The organism is Saccharopolyspora phatthalungensis (assembly GCF_014203395.1).
In the GTDB taxonomy this organism is placed as follows: domain Bacteria; phylum Actinomycetota; class Actinomycetes; order Mycobacteriales; family Pseudonocardiaceae; genus Saccharopolyspora; species Saccharopolyspora phatthalungensis.
The window spans coordinates 1,659,928-1,676,441 of the sequence record NZ_JACHIW010000002.1; the positions used below are offsets into that span (position 1 = coordinate 1,659,928).

General features: G+C 65.8%; 17 protein-coding genes. 8 read left to right on the forward strand and 9 right to left on the reverse strand.

Annotated features, from left to right (window positions below; all coding sequences use genetic code 11):
- The first annotated feature begins 29 nt into the window (after window positions 1–29).
- The 4 genes from BJ970_RS33465 (at window position 30) to BJ970_RS33480 (ending at window position 5,620) form a co-directional block, all read left to right on the forward strand.
- Window positions 30–770 (forward strand): SDR family NAD(P)-dependent oxidoreductase, encoded by a 741-nt coding sequence (locus BJ970_RS33465; protein WP_312864593.1) that lies wholly within the window; start codon window positions 30–32, stop codon window positions 768–770.
- A gap of 31 nt (window positions 771–801) precedes the next feature.
- Window positions 802–1,824 carry an ABC transporter permease gene (locus BJ970_RS33470; RefSeq protein ID WP_184731667.1) on the forward strand — a complete coding sequence of 341 codons (1,023 nt, stop codon included), beginning with the start codon at window positions 802–804 and terminating at the stop codon, window positions 1,822–1,824.
- Between the two features lie 78 nt (window positions 1,825–1,902).
- On the forward strand, window positions 1,903–3,057 hold the full coding sequence (locus BJ970_RS33475; protein WP_184731670.1) for a substrate-binding domain-containing protein: 1,155 nt from the start codon (window positions 1,903–1,905) through the stop codon (window positions 3,055–3,057).
- Between the two features lie 61 nt (window positions 3,058–3,118).
- Window positions 3,119–5,620 carry an ATP-binding cassette domain-containing protein gene (locus BJ970_RS33480; protein ID WP_184731672.1) on the forward strand — a complete coding sequence of 834 codons (2,502 nt, stop codon included), beginning with the start codon at window positions 3,119–3,121 and terminating at the stop codon, window positions 5,618–5,620.
- A 176-nt stretch (window positions 5,621–5,796) separates the two neighbouring features.
- Here the strand turns inward: BJ970_RS33480 and BJ970_RS33485 are convergent, their stop codons facing one another.
- On the reverse strand, window positions 5,797–6,348 hold the full coding sequence (locus BJ970_RS33485) for a fascin domain-containing protein (protein WP_184731674.1): 552 nt from the start codon (window positions 6,346–6,348) through the stop codon (window positions 5,797–5,799).
- A 556-nt stretch (window positions 6,349–6,904) separates the two neighbouring features.
- On the opposite strand from BJ970_RS33485, the gene BJ970_RS33490 reads away from it, so the two are divergent.
- From BJ970_RS33490 to BJ970_RS33505, 4 genes are all read left to right on the forward strand, one after another.
- Window positions 6,905–7,324, forward strand: coding sequence for a hypothetical protein (locus BJ970_RS33490; protein ID WP_184731676.1), 420 nt, complete (start codon window positions 6,905–6,907; stop codon window positions 7,322–7,324).
- Between the two features lie 307 nt (window positions 7,325–7,631).
- Entirely contained in the window at window positions 7,632–7,925 is a 294-nt protein-coding gene (locus BJ970_RS33495) for a hypothetical protein (RefSeq protein ID WP_184731678.1), read from the forward strand.
- A gap of 435 nt (window positions 7,926–8,360) precedes the next feature.
- Complete coding sequence (locus BJ970_RS33500; protein ID WP_312864594.1) at window positions 8,361–8,627, forward strand: hypothetical protein; 267 nt, start codon at window positions 8,361–8,363, stop codon at window positions 8,625–8,627.
- 204 nt (window positions 8,628–8,831) lie between these two features.
- On the forward strand, window positions 8,832–9,476 hold the full coding sequence (locus BJ970_RS33505) for a cupin domain-containing protein (RefSeq protein ID WP_184731680.1): 645 nt from the start codon (window positions 8,832–8,834) through the stop codon (window positions 9,474–9,476).
- 103 nt (window positions 9,477–9,579) lie between these two features.
- Here the strand turns inward: BJ970_RS33505 and BJ970_RS33510 are convergent, their stop codons facing one another.
- From BJ970_RS33510 to BJ970_RS33545, 8 genes are all read right to left on the reverse strand, one after another.
- Window positions 9,580–10,245 carry a hypothetical protein gene (locus BJ970_RS33510; protein WP_184731682.1) on the reverse strand — a complete coding sequence of 222 codons (666 nt, stop codon included), beginning with the start codon at window positions 10,243–10,245 and terminating at the stop codon, window positions 9,580–9,582.
- Window positions 10,242–10,811: a hypothetical protein gene (locus BJ970_RS33515; protein WP_184731684.1), complete on the reverse strand. Its 570-nt coding sequence runs from the start codon at window positions 10,809–10,811 to the stop codon at window positions 10,242–10,244. Before BJ970_RS33515 ends, BJ970_RS33510 begins: the two co-directional genes overlap by 4 nt.
- Entirely contained in the window at window positions 10,804–11,250 is a 447-nt protein-coding gene (locus tag BJ970_RS33520) for a hypothetical protein (protein ID WP_184731686.1), read from the reverse strand. The genes BJ970_RS33515 and BJ970_RS33520 overlap by 8 nt, the downstream gene beginning before the upstream one ends.
- 124 nt (window positions 11,251–11,374) lie before the next feature.
- Complete coding sequence (locus BJ970_RS33525; RefSeq protein ID WP_184731688.1) at window positions 11,375–12,007, reverse strand: hypothetical protein; 633 nt, start codon at window positions 12,005–12,007, stop codon at window positions 11,375–11,377.
- Window positions 12,008–12,015: 8 nt separating this feature from the next.
- A complete protein-coding gene (locus tag BJ970_RS33530; protein WP_184731690.1) occupies window positions 12,016–13,818 on the reverse strand; it encodes a caspase family protein in 1,803 nt (600 codons plus the stop codon).
- A 2-nt stretch (window positions 13,819–13,820) separates the two neighbouring features.
- Window positions 13,821–14,297 carry a hypothetical protein gene (locus BJ970_RS33535; RefSeq protein ID WP_184731692.1) on the reverse strand — a complete coding sequence of 159 codons (477 nt, stop codon included), beginning with the start codon at window positions 14,295–14,297 and terminating at the stop codon, window positions 13,821–13,823.
- A gap of 163 nt (window positions 14,298–14,460) precedes the next feature.
- Window positions 14,461–15,699 (reverse strand): hypothetical protein, encoded by a 1,239-nt coding sequence (locus tag BJ970_RS33540; RefSeq protein ID WP_184731694.1) that lies wholly within the window; start codon window positions 15,697–15,699, stop codon window positions 14,461–14,463.
- A 240-nt stretch (window positions 15,700–15,939) separates the two neighbouring features.
- Window positions 15,940–16,461: a CGNR zinc finger domain-containing protein gene (locus tag BJ970_RS33545; RefSeq protein ID WP_184732565.1), complete on the reverse strand. Its 522-nt coding sequence runs from the start codon at window positions 16,459–16,461 to the stop codon at window positions 15,940–15,942.
- Between the last annotated feature and the right edge of the window lie 53 nt (window positions 16,462–16,514).

Sequence of the window (16,514 nt, forward strand, 5' to 3'; positions counted from 1 at the left end):
CGAGGGACATACCGATGAGCAACGCGGTCGTGGTCACCGGCGCCGGCGGCGGGATCGGGGCCGCCGTGGCGCGCTCCGTCGCCTCCACCGGCAAACCCGTGTTGCTGGTCGACCGGAACGCGGAGGGCATCGAACGGCTGGCGGTGGAGCTGGCATCCGAAGGGAGGCAGGCGCGCGCCAAGCTCGCCGACGTCACCGACGAGGCAGCGGTCGAGGGCGCTGTCGACGCGGCGCTCGACGAGTGGGGCGGGATCGGCGGTCTGGTCAACTGCGCCGCCACGATGGTCTCGCGCCCTCTCACCGAGACCACGCTCGCGGACTGGACGCGGGTGCTCGGTGTGAACGCGACGGGAACCTTTCTCACCTGCAAACATGTCGTCCGGACACTGGTCAGGCAGGGATCGGGCGGCTCCATCGTCAACCTTTCGTCGATCTCGGGGCGAGTGGGGCTGCGCAACCAGCCCGCATACTGCGCGTCCAAGGGCGCGGTGCTCCAGTTAAGCCGGCAGATCGCCGCCGACTACGCGCGCCAGAAAATCCGCTGCAACGTGGTGAGCCCGGGTTCGGTGCGGACCGAACAGCTGCGCACCTACCTTGCCGCGCAACGGGATCCGGCGGCGGCCGAACGTGAGCTCGTCGAATCCCATCCGCTACGGCGGATCGCGGATGTCTCCGAGATCTCCTCGATCATCGTGTTCCTGCTGAGTCCCCAGGCGAGCTTCATCACCGGCGCCGATGTGCCCGTCGACGGCGGCTACACCGCTGTGTGACCGCCTTCCGGCCCAACAGAAAGGATTAGCGATGTCCCTCGGCATACACGAACCGGTGCAACGGGCCGCGCGGGCCCGGCGGCCACGGCTGAGGCTGCCCCGCGGTCCGTTCGTGCCGGTGTGGGCCATGACCGCGGTGCTGTTCGCGATCAGCCCGCTGATCGCGCCCGGCAGCCTTTCCGGGGCCGCGTTGAGCTCGATGCTTCCCTTCGCCTCGATCCTGGTCCTCGCCGCGCTCGGGCAAGCCTTTGTGATCACTCAGCGCGGCATCGACCTGTCCGTGCCGGGCGCGATGGCGCTGGCGGCCCTGTTCGCCACCAAAGTGCCCGAGCTGACCGGACTTCCGCTGGCCGTCTCGGCGGTGCTCGGACTGCTCGCCGGGGCGGCCGGCGGGCTGGTCATCGGCGTGCTGGTGGTGCGGTTCGGGATCGCCGCGTTCGTGGCGACCCTGGCCATGAACACGATCCTGATCGGTGTCGTGCTGGAGATATCGAAGGGATTTCCGGCGTCGGCGAACCCGGCCGTCAGCGCATTCGCGACCGGTTCCCTGTGGACGGTGCCCAACCTGCTGATCGTCGCCGTGATCCTGGTCGCCATCACGCAGTGGCTCCGGCGGCGCTCGGTGCCCGGGCGGCGCTTCGTGAGCGTGGGCGCCAACCCGGCCGCCGCGCGGTTGCTCGGCATCCGAGCCGAGGGGTACCAGGTCTCCGCCTATGCCATCGGCGGGCTCTTGTATGCGGTGGCGGGCCTTCTGCTCGCGGCGTACCTGCGTACGCCCGACATCCTGCTCGGCAACACCTACCAGCTGTCGTCCATTGCCGCGGTCGTCCTCGGGGGAAGCCTGCTGACCGGCGGCATGAGCAGCGCGGTCGCCACCGGCGTGGCGGCACTGTTCCTGACCCAGCTCAACCAGGTCGTGCTCGCCGCCGGTGCCGCGACCTCGATTCAACTGCTCGTGCAAGCGGCCGTGCTCGCCCTGGCCGTTGTCATGCGCCGCGTGCCGCTGAGCGCGATCCCCCGTCGGTTGAGCGGGAATCGGGCCACGTCTCGGTAGCCGGGTCCCGGTAGCCGGGTTTAGGTAGCCGGCATGCATTTCCCCACCACATCCAGTAACCCTCACAATGGAGTGACAATGGTCAACAAGCGACGCCCTGTGCTGGCAGGCGGGTCGATCGTCGTCGCGGCACTCATCGCCGTCACCGGATGCGCGAGCCCGAAGGGCGGTTCCACCTCGAACGTCAACGACGTGTACAGCGACAAAGGCAAGATCGGTGAAGTCTCCCAACTCAAATCGATCAACGAGTTCTGCGGCACCAAACCGCTGAAGGTCGCGCTGGCCGACGGTACGGGGGACAACGCCTGGCGCAAGACGGCGCGAGCCGAGTTCGAGGACGAGGCGAGCAAGTGCCCGAACCTCACTGTCATGCCGTATTCCGACGCCCAGAACAATCCGCAGAAGGCGATCAGCGACATCAAGGCGCTCGTCGCTCAGGGCGCCGACGCCATCGTCGTGTTCCCCGACGCGGGCCAAGCGCTCCTGCCAACGCTGCGCGAGGCGTTCCAGAACGGCGTGGCGATCGTGCCGTGGACCGCCAACCCGGGTGGCACCGCCGGTACTGATTACACCGCATTCGTCGGCCACAACACGATCAACGACGGGCACACCTGGGCCCGCTGGACCTGCGAGCACCTGGGGGAAGCCGGTGGCAACGTCCTGTTCCTGGGCGGCACGCCGGGCAACACCCAGAGCACCACGGAGATCAAGGGCATCCAGGACGAGTTCGCGAACAACCCGGCCTGCAAGAACGCCAAGTTGCTCAACGAGCCGGGCAAGCCGATCGACACGAACTGGAACCCGGCCCAGACGCAGCGGGTCGTCGCGGGCCTGCTGACCAAGTACAACAAGATCGACGCGATTATCTCGGACTCGGGCGACGGCTCGGTCGGTGGCGTTCGCGCCTTCGAATCGGCCGGCCGCAAACTTCCGCTGTGGACGGCGAATGACAACAACGGCCTGGCGTGCGAATGGCAGAAGGCCAGGGCACAGCAGCCCGACGCCAACCTCGTGACCGTTTCGAGCCGGACCTGGCTCGTCCGCCTCGCGCTGCGCAAGGCCGTCGCCGCGAAGGAAGGCATCAACAACGACGAGCCGGACATCATCAACATCCCGATCTACGAAGACAGTTTCGACAGCGGCAAGCAGCCGAAGTGCGACTCGGCGCTGCCGACCAGCGCCATCCTCTCGGCCGAGCTCGCGCCCGAGAAGCTCAAGAGCATCTACAACTGATCGATCTGTGCGCTGGTCCGCGGTCGGCGGCCGCGGACCAGCACCGGAAGGGACTCACACGATGGATGAATCGAGCGCCCGCCTGGTGATGCGCGGTGTGACCAAACGTTTTCCCGGTGTCCTCGCCCTGGACGGGGTCGACTTCGAGGCCCAGGCGGGCGAGATCCACGCGCTCGTCGGCGGCAACGGCGCGGGCAAGTCGACCCTCATGGCAGTCGCGTCGGGCGCGGTGAAACCGGACAGCGGGCATATCGCGATCGCGGGCCGCCCGCTGGCCGAGATCTCCCCGGTGGCCGCGCGCGAGCAGGGCCTCGCGATCGCGTTTCAGCACCCGACATTGCTACCGGACCTCACCGTGACGGAGAACCTCATGCTCGCGGTGCCCGCGGCGAAGCGTCCGCGCTTCGGTGAGGCGACGCGGTGGGCGACGGAGAAGTTGCGGGCGATGGGGATGCCGATCGATGCCACCGTCCCGGTTCGCGCGCTCACCCTCGCCGAGAAGCAGGCGGTCGAGATCTGCGGCGCGCTCGCGTGCGACCCGAGCGTGGTCATCTTCGACGAGCCGACCGAACCGTTCATGTCCGCCGAGACCGAGCGGCTGTTCGAGCGGATTCGTGAGCTCGCCGCCCGCGGTGTCGCCGTGGTGTACATCAGCCATCGGCTGCCCGACGTGTTCGCACTCGCCGACCGCATCACGGTCCTGCGCGACGGCCAGATCCGCGGCACCTTCAACCGGGCCGAGGTGAGCGAACAGGAGGTCATCACGCGCGTCGCCGGGCGGGAGGTCACCTCGCTGTTCCCCGATCACGCCGCCGATCCGGGCGAGCCGGTCCTGCGGGTGGAGGACCTGACATCGGATCGGCTGGGCGGGGTGAGCGTCGCCCTGGCCCGGCGGGAGATCCTTGGTCTGGCCGGCGTCGAGGGCAACGGGCAGCGCGAATTCATCAGGGCACTGGGCGGTGCCGCGCCGAGCCGGGGGCGGGTGCTGATCGAAGGCCGACCGGTGGATGTGTCGAGCCCTCGCCGGGCGCGCGAGTCGGGTGTCGTGCTCATGCCCCAGGAACGTCATGTCGAAGGCGTCGCGACCATTCACTCCGTCCGGGAAAACCTGGCCGTCGCGGCGACCGACCAGACATCGCGCGCCGGAATCATCGCTGTCCAACGCGAAGATCAGCTCGTCGAGCGCGAAGTAGTCGAACTCGGCGTCAAGCTCGCGTCCCCGGACGTCGCCGTCGGGACGCTTTCCGGAGGCAACCAGCAAAAGGTGGTGCTGGGTCGTTCGCTGCTGTCCGACCCCAAGGTCCTGCTGTGCGACGAACCCACCCAGGGCATCGACGTCGGCGTCCGCTCCGACATCTACCACCGGCTGCGGGACACGGCGGACGGCGGCGTGCCCGTCGTCGTGCTCAGCTCCGACAACGTGGAACTCGCCGGCCTGTGCGACCGCGTCCTGGTCTTCTCGAAGGGCCGGGTGGTCGCCGAACTGGTCGGCGACGGGATCACCGATAACGCGATCACCGAGGCCGCCCTGACCAGTTCGTCGGCCGAGCAAGCGGAGCGGGCCCCGGCGCGGGAGAAAGCACCGGGACGCCGCTGGCGAAAGCTCCTGTCCAGCGAGCAAGGACCGAGCGCTTTCCTGATCGCCGCCATCATCGCGCTGACCATCGTCGGGGCCGCACAGAACGAGCGGTTCCTGTCCAGTTTCAACATCGCCAGCATGCTGGAGCTCCTGGGCCCGCTGCTGTTCCTGTCCGCGGGTCAACTGATCGTGATGTTGACGGGCGGAATCGATCTCTCGGTCGGGCCGCTGTGCGGAGCGCTCGTCGTCGTCGCGTCCTTCTATGTCACTGACGACTACGCCGTGGGCTGGTGGGTCCTGGGGTTCGTGATGATGGTGTTGGTAGCCGGTGGAATCGGCTTGGTGAACGGCAGCTTGGTGAAGTTCGCCCGCGTCACGCCCGTGGTGGCCACGCTCGTGACCTATATGGCACTGCAGGGCTTTTCGCTGTTCATGCGCGACGTTCCCGGCGGTTTGATCGCCGAACCGGTAACCTCGCTGCTCAAGGTCAAGATCGGCCCCGTCCCGTGGCCCGTGATCGCCGGGGTGGTCCTTCTGCTCGTTCTCGAACTCGCGTCGCGCCGCACGATGGCCGGTTTGTGCCTGCGTGGCACTGGTTCCGCCGACCAGGCCGCGTACAAGCGGGGCATCCCCGTCACTCGCGTCTACGTGCTGGCTTACGTAGCGGGCTCGGTGTGCACGCTGTTCGGCGCGTTCTTGCTGGCGGCACAGACCGGCATCGGTGACCCGACCGCCGGTATCTCCTACACCCTCGCCAGCATCACCGCGGTGGTCCTTGGTGGTGCCTCCATTTTCGGCGGTCGTGGGAGCTTCATCGGGGTTGTCTTCGGGGTCCTGTTGCTTCAGGTGACACAGAACACCGCCGCGTTCGCCGGTCTCTCCCAGGCTTGGCAGTACTGGCTTCCCGGGCTGATGGCACTGGTCGCGACCGGACTGTTCGCCCAGGTACAACACCGCAGCAAGCCTTCCGCGCTGTCGCGCTGAGCACAGCCCGGAGAAAACCGTCAAGCGGTCCGAGACTGGGGCTTGAGGTTGCCCGCCCGGCAGGGTTGGCGATTTCGCGCGAAATCGGCGGTCCTCGTGCGGAGCCGACGGCGATTTCGCGCGAAATCGGCGTTCCCCAGGGCAACCCGATCCCAGTGGTGATTGACCGGGTGCGGTCAGCTCCAGGCGAAGTTTTCCCAGGCGTCGACCCGGTCCGCTCGGGCACGGAAGGTGCCGTTGCCGTTTCCGCTCCAGTTCAATTCGGCACTCACGTACTTGCCGTTAGCGGTCGATCGGATGGACACACAGTCCTGGCCGCAGTTGCCGAAGGAGAACTGTTCCCAGGCGTCGACCCGGTCCGCTCGGGCACGGAGGGTCCCGTTGCCGTTTCCGCTCCAGTTCAATTCGGCGCTCACGTACTTGCCGTTGGCCTCGGACCGGATCGTGGAAGCCAACCCGTTCTGGCAGATGGTGAACCTCTCCCAGGCGTCGACCCGGTCCGCTCGGGCACGCAGGGTCCCGTAGCCGTTTCCGCCCCAGTTCAATTCCGCACTCACGTACCTGTTATTGGCCCAGGACCTGATGCTCACGTTGCTCTGGCAGGCGGGTTTGGCGGCTCGTTGGAGTTTGCCGACCGCTTCATTGAGGCTCTGCGTTGCCACCACCGTTTCCTCGACCGCAGGAGAGGCAGCGGCGGTCGCGGTGGTGATGGCCAGGGCAGTGGTCACCAGGACCAGCGTGGTCCTGGTCAGTTGACGAAGAGAAAACCTGTCCATGAACGTGGTGCCTCCTGTGTCACAAGCGGGGGCCGGGACCGGCCCCCTGGCTTTCTTTCGGTCACGCGAGGTGGGCGGCCGAGAAAGTTCACTACGGCGGGTGCCACCCATACCCCGCTTCGGCTGCCGCCGGCCCCAGTCCGACAGGTCGTCGGGTCCCGGTCGGGTGCAAATCCCCAGAAGTGGCGCTTTCGGGTTCTGCCAACAGGCTGGATGACGCCGGGTCGGGTGATTTTCGCGGTCATGGCCGTATTGGGGGCTTGTGTTTGCGCTCGGGTACAGCCCCAACGCGCAGCGATCTTCACCAGGTCACACCGATCGCGCCTTGGCAGCGCCCCGTGTCACTGTCGAGTCATCCAACGGTCACCACCGACTGCGACTCTTTCCCTACCGCGAAGAACAACCCCGCGGGCGACAGACAGGCGAAACCTGGCGTCTCTGGGAACCGTGACTGCGGCTACGAGAAATTCAGTGCACCGACTGCGAACGAGAGGTAAGGAAAATGCAGATGCTTCGTTACCTGAGCCGAGCGCTCCCGCTGCTGGGGGCGTTGGTGCTGCTGGGGCCTGCGGCTACCGCAGCGCAGGCGACGCCGAGCCCGATCCAGACGAAAGGAAAAGATGGCGGAGCGGTGACACTCGACGACAATCCCGGCGGGAAGGCCATCTTCTGGCACGACGGTGACCTCTTCGAGGTATGCGACATGCAGGCCGATGGACTGCGAGCCTGGGGAGCCCTGAGTTGGCGCGATTCCCATGGGCGTCACGCTGTACAAAGCGAGGACACCAACGGCTCGCACCCGGTTGACCGGTGTGCGTTCAAGAAGGTGAACATTCCCGAAGGAAAGACCGTCACGGTCGAGGCTTGCCTGAAAAACGGCCCGAACGGCGAGCGAAGGTTCTGCTTTAGCGGAAAGGCAATCGCTTGAGACCTTATCCCATTTGGCATGTTTGCGTGAACGCGCAAACTTGGCCCGCGAAAACCTTGTTGACTTGGAGAAACGACCAAAAGAGTCAGTATTTATGGAGGCCGCTTTGTCTGACGGATTTTACGCAACGCCCGAAGCCCTACGGTTGGTCTTGCGCGTCCGCCCAGGCCGTTGCCAGCCGGAACCGCCAGGTTGCGTCGGGACCAAACCGGGTAGTCGAAAGGCACGCCCACCGGCGGCTACCCGTCAGCGGGCTAGTGGCTGGGCACTTTGGCGATCGTGGACACGACGGAGAGGAGCCTGAGCGATGGCGACGCACACCCAACACACCGAACACGAGCACGTTCATGGTGAGGGTTGCGGCCACGTCGCGGTACCGCACCAGGACCACGTTGACTACGTACACGACGGCCACCTGCATCGCGTGCACGACGACCACTACGACGAGTGCGAAACACACGAGCACGCCACGCACGAGCAACATGATCACGTTCACGGCGATGGCTGCGGTCACGTCGCCGTTCCCCATGGCGACCATGTCGACTACATACATGACAAGTGCCGCCACGCAAGCCACGAAGGCCACTACGACGAACACTGATGGACCGCCGTCCTTCACGGTGCCCACATCCAGATGCGCGACGTCCGCGCCTGTGGGCGGTACACCCAGGACGACGTCGGGTCAGTGGCCAGGAGCTCGGCAGCAGGTTCGTGGTCATGCGGCGTACTGCATTGTGCGGATGCGCATGAGCTCGCCCCCGACGTGGTACCCCTCATTCAAGAGGAGGTGTCGTCGGCCGGGAAGACGTCGGTTTCTCGGCAGGCTGCGGTAAGGCGGTAAGGAGGGACCATGGCTACTAGGCAGCGGAGGTCGACGGGCCGCAAGGCGACGACCAGCCGGCGGGAAACAACGGGACGCGAACCCACAACCACCCGCCGGAGAACCACAACCCCAGAACCCACGACCACCCGCCGGAGAACCACAACGCCCGAACCCACGACCACCCGCGAGGCGACGACGGTAAACCTGCCGGGCGTGACTGCCGAGTTCCACCAGCCCGATCACTACATTCCTACGCGTGAGGATCTCTCGGGCGTGGTCAACACCGTACGGAGCCGTCTGCCTTCTCCGCAGACGGTGGCCTATTACGGGGGGCTGGGGACGTTGGCGGCGCTGTCAGTGATCGAGTGGCCGGTGGCGGTGGCGATCGGCGTGGGCACCGCGATTGCACAGCGCGCCGGGGCCCGCGAGGGCAAATCGGGTTCCTCAGGCGGACGGCGAACGGCGGAGCAGTCGAGCTAGCTCCGTGCCTGAGCGAGCGGCCTCCGGAACCCTTTCGAACCGCGCGGAAACGCGCGGAACCGCGCGGAACCGCACCACGATTACACCAACCGGAAATCAGCCGATCGTTCCGCAACAAATCACCGATCAGTCGATCTTGCGGAATGGCAATTCTCGGCAGAATCGACTCGCCCGACGAGACAACAGGGAAGGCGAATCGATCCCATGAGCGAGACCGACGACCTGAACACGACCGGCGACACCGGGCTATCCGCCAGTAGTGCGGCCACCGAGAGTGCGACCAGCGCAGAATCCGGTGCTGCCGCCGCGGGGACCGACCCACGGCTGAACCCGAGCCCGCACCTTTTCAAGCTGAGGGCGAGCGAGCCGACGATCTTCGACGGCGGCACCCTGCAAGGCGCGCACGAGCAGAACTTCCCTGTCCTGCGCGGCCAGCAGGGATCGGTGTACTTCGTACGCTTGGAGGTCGGCGGCATTCGCGAAGCGCACTGGCACCCGACCGCCTGGGAACTGAACTACATCATTGCCGGCAAGGCCAAATGGACGATTCTCGGTACGCACCCGGATGGGGCTTACCACAACGACGCCTTCGAAGCCGACGAAGGCGATCTCGTCTTCGCGCCGCAGGGGTTCTTCCACTACTTCGAAAACGCCAGCGCCACCAAGGCACTCGACGTGCTGGTCATCTTCAACACCAGTACCACGGAACCGAACGACGACATCGGCATCGTGGGAACGCTGAACTCGCTACCCCGCGACGTCCTCGCCGCCACGTTCGGCGTCCCGGTTTCCGCGTTCGACGGGGTGCCCACCGAGATCAAGCCGGTCGTAATCACGAGGCGCAAGTAGGAACCGCACCATTCCGGCGGACCCCGGCACCGAAGCCATGTCACGCCGGAATGGTGGTCTCGATCCCACGCTGTTCAAGACGTTGCTCACCGTGACTCCTGGTTCAACCCTGTCTGGTCTGCCGGCGCGGTAGGTCCACATACGCCGCACCGTGCGCAACCAAGACCTGGAGTGTCGCTACCGAGCGGGCCAGGTTGCGCCGGACGTCGGTGCGGTCGGGATCGGTCGAACCGGCCTTGCGCCATGACTCCGCACTCAGCTCGCAGCAGTTCCACAGCGTGTCGCTGATATGTCCCCATTGCCACAGCTGGAAGTCTTCGGCCGACAGCGTCAGCACCGGTGGTCGGCCCGGCAAACCCACGCCGAAGACGAACGGATCTCCAACGGGGTTGCCCAACCCGAACAGCAGGGACTGGAAGCGGTATGCGCGGGCGAACGTCTCGGCGCCGTTGGGCCCCTGCCCGAGCTCGACGACAGCCCCGCGCTCGATGAGGCGGCCCAAGGACTTTCGCACCGCGCGCTGGCCAAGTTTCGTTGCACCGCTGTCGACAAGGTGCCGCTTTGTCCACCGCTGGCCACGAACCAGGCCCGCCGGACCGTGGCACAGTGCCCATGTCTCGAATTCCTGTTGGGTCATCCGGACGGAGTCCCAGCCGACCCGAATGATGTGGTGCTGTAGCTCGGCGCCCAGGCCCGGGTAGAACGGCCCCATGTAGTGGCCGACGGGAACGACCTGCGTGTCGGCATCGGTTCTCCGGCCGATGATCATTCCCTCAATCCTCGATCAAGGTACGCCGCGTGTTCCGCGAGAATGTCGTGCAACGCCGCGAGAAGACGCCTGAGCAGCAGTTCGGGCACGCTCTCGGCTGGATTGTCGATCCCGACGCGCTGAGCGGTTGCGGTGGCTCCGCGCACCGCGACCCAGAGATTCGGGTCCATATGCCCCCATTCCCACAGGTCGTAGAGCGGGGCGGGCAGTTCGACGGCGGGGTCGCCGATGGTGCCTATCGAATAGGCCGTCGGCACCTCCGGTGTGTTGCCGAGGCCGAGCATGCTCGGCACAAGCCGGTGCTTCAGGGCGAACGTACGCTGTGCGGAGGGATTTTCAGCTACCTTGAACAGGATTCCGCGTTCCAGCAACGACGATACGACGCCGGACTCCGCCGCCCTGACGGCCTGCCCGCCGTCCCTGTCGTGCATGGCCAGCCATACTCGATGCTCTTCGTCGGTGAGGGTGAGCAGGCTGGCGCCGAGTCTGATCTCCTGGACCAAGTCCGTCCCGCGACGGATTTTTCCCTGGTAGTGCCCGATGGGAAAGATGAGGGTCTCAGCCACCTTCGATCTCCCGGAGCAGCATTTGCAGGTCGCGCCGCGACTCCTTCGTCCGCGGATGGTCGTGCCCCAGGGCCCGTGTGCGGCATTCGACGTTGAGCTTGCCGGTGCGCAGCGCGTCGGCCAACTGCCCGACGTCGCGTTGCGTCCTGGCGAGAACCTGCCGCCATTCCATCGTAATCGGGTCATCCTGCCCTGCGACCCGTTCGAGATCCGCGACCAAGGTTCGCAACTCGGGCAGCGCCTTCCTGGGGTCGTTCGCCCGTAGCCGTGCATGGATGCGTTGGGCACGTAGCTTGCTTCCGCGCCAATTCGCATAGCCCAAGATCGCGGTGACCGCCAAGGTCGCCGCCGCGGCCAGGCCGATATAGACGAGTGTGGGCGGCACGATGCCTTCAGGCAGGAACACCCCGACGATCCCCACCAGGCCCGCAATCGCCATGACTGCGATGCCAACACCGCCCACGGTGTTTCGCGTCGTACTCATTCGGGCGCCTCATTCATGAGTCGGGTTTGGGGCTACATCCTGCACAGACGTCGCCGTGGCCGGTTGCGTTCCGACTTCGTCATAACGGGTGATCGAGATAAGCCGCCTGATGGGCCAGCAGCGTTTGCACGGCACGCAGAGCGATCGGCAGCAAGCTCAGGTGATCCGGAATGACGGACCAATTCAGACGCCCTCCCGGCTTGAGCAGCAGCTCGCACAGCTCGGCGAGATTGTGCACCAGCGGGGCGTACTTCCAGAGCAGGTAGGCCACGAAGTCGATCGCCGACGATGGCTCGGCTGCCTCCGGCGGCACTTGCCGATGCCAAGGAACGTCGCCGAAACCGGTCAGCAGCGGCAGCAGCCGGTACCGTTGCGTGAAATCCGCGGCATCCGGCTGCTGCGGCCCGGTCGTCGTTTCGGCCAATGCCCCGACCGCGAACAACCTGTTCACGACATGGCGGGCGTCGGTGACACCTTCCCGCACCGCGAGGGCTTCGGTGTCCTGCCGCTGCCAGCCCTCCGACGAGGCCGATTCGATCAGCTTGATCGCTCCGCGTGCGCAACTCCACGTCAAGCATTCCGCATAGGTGTCCAGGCGGATGCCACCACCGCCGATCCGCAGCTGGTAGCCATCCGGTCTCCCTCCTGCCTCCAGGTACTCGGGACCGCACAAGAAGCCGATCGGGTAGATGAGCGTCTGCTTTCGCGACATCTCGGAGATCATCCAGTCGCCTCCGGTACCTGCTCGGCCGTGCGGGTGGGGTCCGGATCAGGCGAAGCGCGGTCGAAGTGCCCCGCCTCGACGGAAAGCAACGCGTGCACACTCCGGATGAACATGTCCAGTTCCAGGATGGCTTCCTCTCGTGCCACCGTCACGCATGCGTGCCAGAGGCTCCGCTGGGCAGGCGAAGCGACAAAGATCCGGTACACGTTCGTGTGCACCTCGATGAGAGTCCGGTCGATCATCCCGATTCGGTACAGCCACGGCGTCGTCGTCGTGTTGCCCAGACCCAGCAGCAGCGGCACAAAGCGGTGCGACCGGGCGAAGTCCACCACGTCCCTGGTTCCCGGCCGCACCTCCACCAACAGGTCCAAGTGGATAAGACGGTCGATCGAGGCGCGGGCAGCACCTGCGCCGACCTGCAGGCATTCGAGGTCCTGGCGGGTGAAAGGGATGGATTCCTTACCCCAGGCGCGATGGGCGACCTGCCACACGGCAAGTTCATCCGCAGACACTTCCAGAAACCGTGAACCAAGCCGGATCTCGGCACACAACTGCCCGGTCGCCGACGACCGGTGCCCGCCCGTCACATGACCGACCGGGATGAGCAATGTCCTGGGGCTGGGCGCGACGGGATCGAGGTGCCCAGCGCTGTACAAGCCGATATACCCGTACCGCCAGCGCCGCACACGCAACCGGGACCAGTGGTAGACGCCGGTGGCCGCGCCGAGCAGGAGCACGTAGGCGATCAGGCTCCGCAGGTCACCGGTGTCGAACCAGACGCCCAGCAGGGCAACGACAACCGCGGTTGTCGCGGTCGTAAATCCCGCGGCCAGCAGGGAATGACGGATCGGGTGATCGATTAGCACCCGATCCCTGAGCGAAGGGACCGATTGCCCGCCAACCAGACCGGCGATCCTCTTCTGCCACCGGGCCCTGCCGCGTTCGCGGGCCGTCGCCGGCACCTGCGTCGTCGGCTTTGCCGGCAGAATGGCGTGGGGCCGCGGTACTCCCTGCCCACCCCGGGGCATCACGAGATCCGCGATGTGCTGCGGCTGCGGTGGGACCCAGGTGAGGTAGATGGTCCCGGACACCCGACCGATGTAGGTCGGCGTCTGCTGTGCCCTGGCGGCCACCTCATCTCGAACGTAGTCGTAGAGTTCACTGACCTCGACCCGGCCGTCGCCGTCGCGATCAGCTTTGCCGGTCCGCAGGCCCTCGATCATCACGTCGGTGAAGACAGACGAGGATCGCCCCTTGTCCAGGGTCTTCTCCTCACCCGTGAACGCGTACTCCAATTCACCGGAGGAAGCGATGATCGCGAACCCTCGGCCGGGTAGCTGGGCGGCCAGCCCGGCGTCGACGGGAGCTGCTTTCGCGACGAACCCGGCGGGGAAAGCGCCGCTGAAACAGCAATCGAGCAGCACGACTTTGGTCCCCGCGCGGCAGTTTTCCAGCTGTTCGCTTACGAACGCCGAGGACACGGCGGTGGTGGCCAGCCGGTCGTGGCGGCTGTTGCTCGTCACAAAATGGAGCTTGTTCCGCTCGTCGGTAATTCCGTGGCCGGTGAAGTAGACCAGAACCATATCGTCCGGGCGGCGGTCGGCGAGCAGATCGCCCAATGCCTCCTCGACCCGGTGCCTCGGCTCGTCCTCCAGTACGACCACTTCGTCGAAGCGGCCGATCTGAGGGCTTTTCAGAATGCGGCTCAGGCCGCGAGCATCCTGCGCGGGCGCACGCATCCTCCGGAAATGCGGATCCTGATAGTTCGCGGTCGCTACGATAAGGGCGTGGCGGCCCACCGTTACCCCCGAGTGACGGTTCCGGGTTGATCGTCGTCTCGACCGAGGTCAGTGGCGGTGTTCGAGTTCCCGCCGTCGCTGTCGGCTTTCGCCTCGATCTTGTCTATCCATGCCTGGACAACGGCGGACTGATCCTTGGCAGACCCGCCTTCCAAGACCAGCTTCTCGCCTCCGCACTCCAGCGTCAGCTTCCGCCCCTTCGCCCGGTCCAGCCAAGCCTTCGCCACCACGGCCACCATGCGCGTCATCGCCGCCGACGCCAGTCCGCTGACCACCAGCGGCCAGATGCTCTGCGCCACGCCACTCTTGCTGTCAGGGGGCGCCTCCACCTTCTCCCGGCCCACTTCAGGTGCCCCCGCGCGGAGCAGTTCGTCCCGCAGGTGCACGCTCAGGCTCATGGCGGTTTCATCGCCGATGTGCCCGAGATCTGGCATGACACGCAGCTCGCCCCATGGCTGCCTTGAATCAGTACGCTGCACGTTCCGAACAATACGATGTGTGAGCATGTCGATGTGCCGGGATCCCCAATCTCGTCGTCAAGCTCGGCTGGCAGAGCGGCCGTGGCATCAAGTTCACGACTCGAAAAACCCGCGCCGATCTCTTCTGCGGACGATGCCGCACAGGCGGATTTCCTAGGTGCAGCTAGGCGTTGCGGGAGCGGCTTTCGTAGTCGGTCAGCTGCAGCACGGCGGGCCACAATCCCCGGTCCAGCGCCCCCATGAGCTTTTCCTCGAAGCGCGGCGGGCGCTCAAGCGGTACGAATTCCGCCTTCCAGCCGGGGGTGAAGTAGATCAGCGCCTTGATCCTAGCCGGGAACGGTCTGCCGCCGACGTATCGCGGCAGGGCAGGAGGGTTCAGCGGGCCACGCTTTTCCTCGCACTGCCGGCAGTTCGCTTGTGCGCGCAACGCTTCTTCGGCCACCTGCCGGTAGCGCTCATATCCCGCCTTCCCGAAAGGAACAGCCAGGATCAGCCGCTCGGGTGGCAGGACGCGTAATGCTTCGCCGAGTTCCCACATGGTTCCCGAACTCCGGCCGAGCATGATGACCGTTAGCCGCGATTCCTGAATCAACTCCCGCACCGGCCGCTGCCAGTCGTGGCTCGGCAGGTACATCCGGACCGCCCCGCTATGCGGTGAATGCTCCTGCGGCTGCCCGACCGCCACCAGGGGCCCCGCCCACCTCAGCGCGTGGGCGAGGCGAGCTTCCTCCGTTCGGCTCTGCGCCAGAAACAGGCCGCGCACCAGCCCAGTCGGCGACAGGAGGCGTTGCTGGCGGGCGAGATCGCCATCGATCCGGAAGGGCCGCAAGTACAGGACGTAGGAACGCGAGGCGACATCCTGAGGTGAGGAGATGACCTCCTGACCCATCCGGGCACCCATCACGTTCCAGAAGTTGGCGACGACCAGCAGGGCGATCCCCTCCACCAGGTCGGCGAGGCTGCCGTAGGTCGGGTCGCCGTGTGCGATCCCGGTCCATATCGCCTTCAAGCTGTCAAGAAGGGTCAGCAGACCCATGGCGTACGGAAGGCCGCAGAGCGCGATGACGAGCTTGCTCCCGATGACCCACTTCTGTCCCCGGGAACGGCTGGGTACCTCGCCCGGGAGCTCAAAGCCCCGGTGCGCCCGATATGCGGCCGTGCGCGACAGACACCATTGTCCCTTCTCCTGGTACATGTAAGCGCGGTTGACGAACCAGATCCCGCAGCACAGGACGAGCAACTGCCATATGCTGATCGCGCTGAACAAAGCGGCGAGCAGCGCCAACGCCGCGAATCCGAACCAGCTGCGCCTGATCCGCGACGCGCTTCGCAGCAAGCTCCTGCCAAGCTTCAGATGCTCTTCCGGCGGCGAGAAATCGCTCCACCGCAAATCATTACGCATACCGCGTCCCCAGGGATTAAGCTCGAAAGCCTTTGGCCGCCGACGATAGCCCATGACCAGAGTCGTCGTGCACAACCACACCGCGAGTGAATCAGGAGCAGCCCGGGACCGGTCCCCCGCGCGCCCAGATCGCCTGTCCAGGTAGAACACCGGGTACCGCTAATGCTGCAACGGCAAGATGCCTGCGTTGAAACGCCTTCCGCGATCGGCGCCACGGGCCGCGGTTCATCCGGGGCCGGCTTACTGATCGCCCCGCTGAGTCGGGACATGGCTTCGAATGCGTTCGTAGTGCCGTCTGGCTTTCATGCGATTTCCACAGGTCGCCATCGAGCACCAGCGGGCCTTGTTGGCTTTGCTGCGATCCAGGAGGAACAGCTGGCATTCGTCGTTGCCACACGGTCGTAGGCGTCCTGGCAGGTGTTCGTTCACCCAGGCCCAGGCCAACACCACTCGCGCCGACAGGCGCATGTCGGGTTCGGTGACGAGTTCCCAACTCAGGCCAGCCTCGCTGAGACTGGGGCGCTGGTGGGCGCCCTCGAGCGCCTCGGCCAGCACGGTCACGGGCGCTTGACCCAGCACCACATGGGTCAGGTGCTCTCGAAGGCGTCGCAACCGTCGCAGCTCAAGCGTCGTTCCGGTGCCACCACGCGCCTCGGACCACCTTCGCGCAGAACGATCATCGGAGAGCTCGTCGTGTTCGACGCCGTCCGTTATCGGCCTGGTGTTGAGGAGCGCGAGCAGCAGCTCACAATCTTCGACCATCGCCAAGCAACCAATCTAACCAGTAAGACCTGGTTGACAAGGTTAGCACAGCG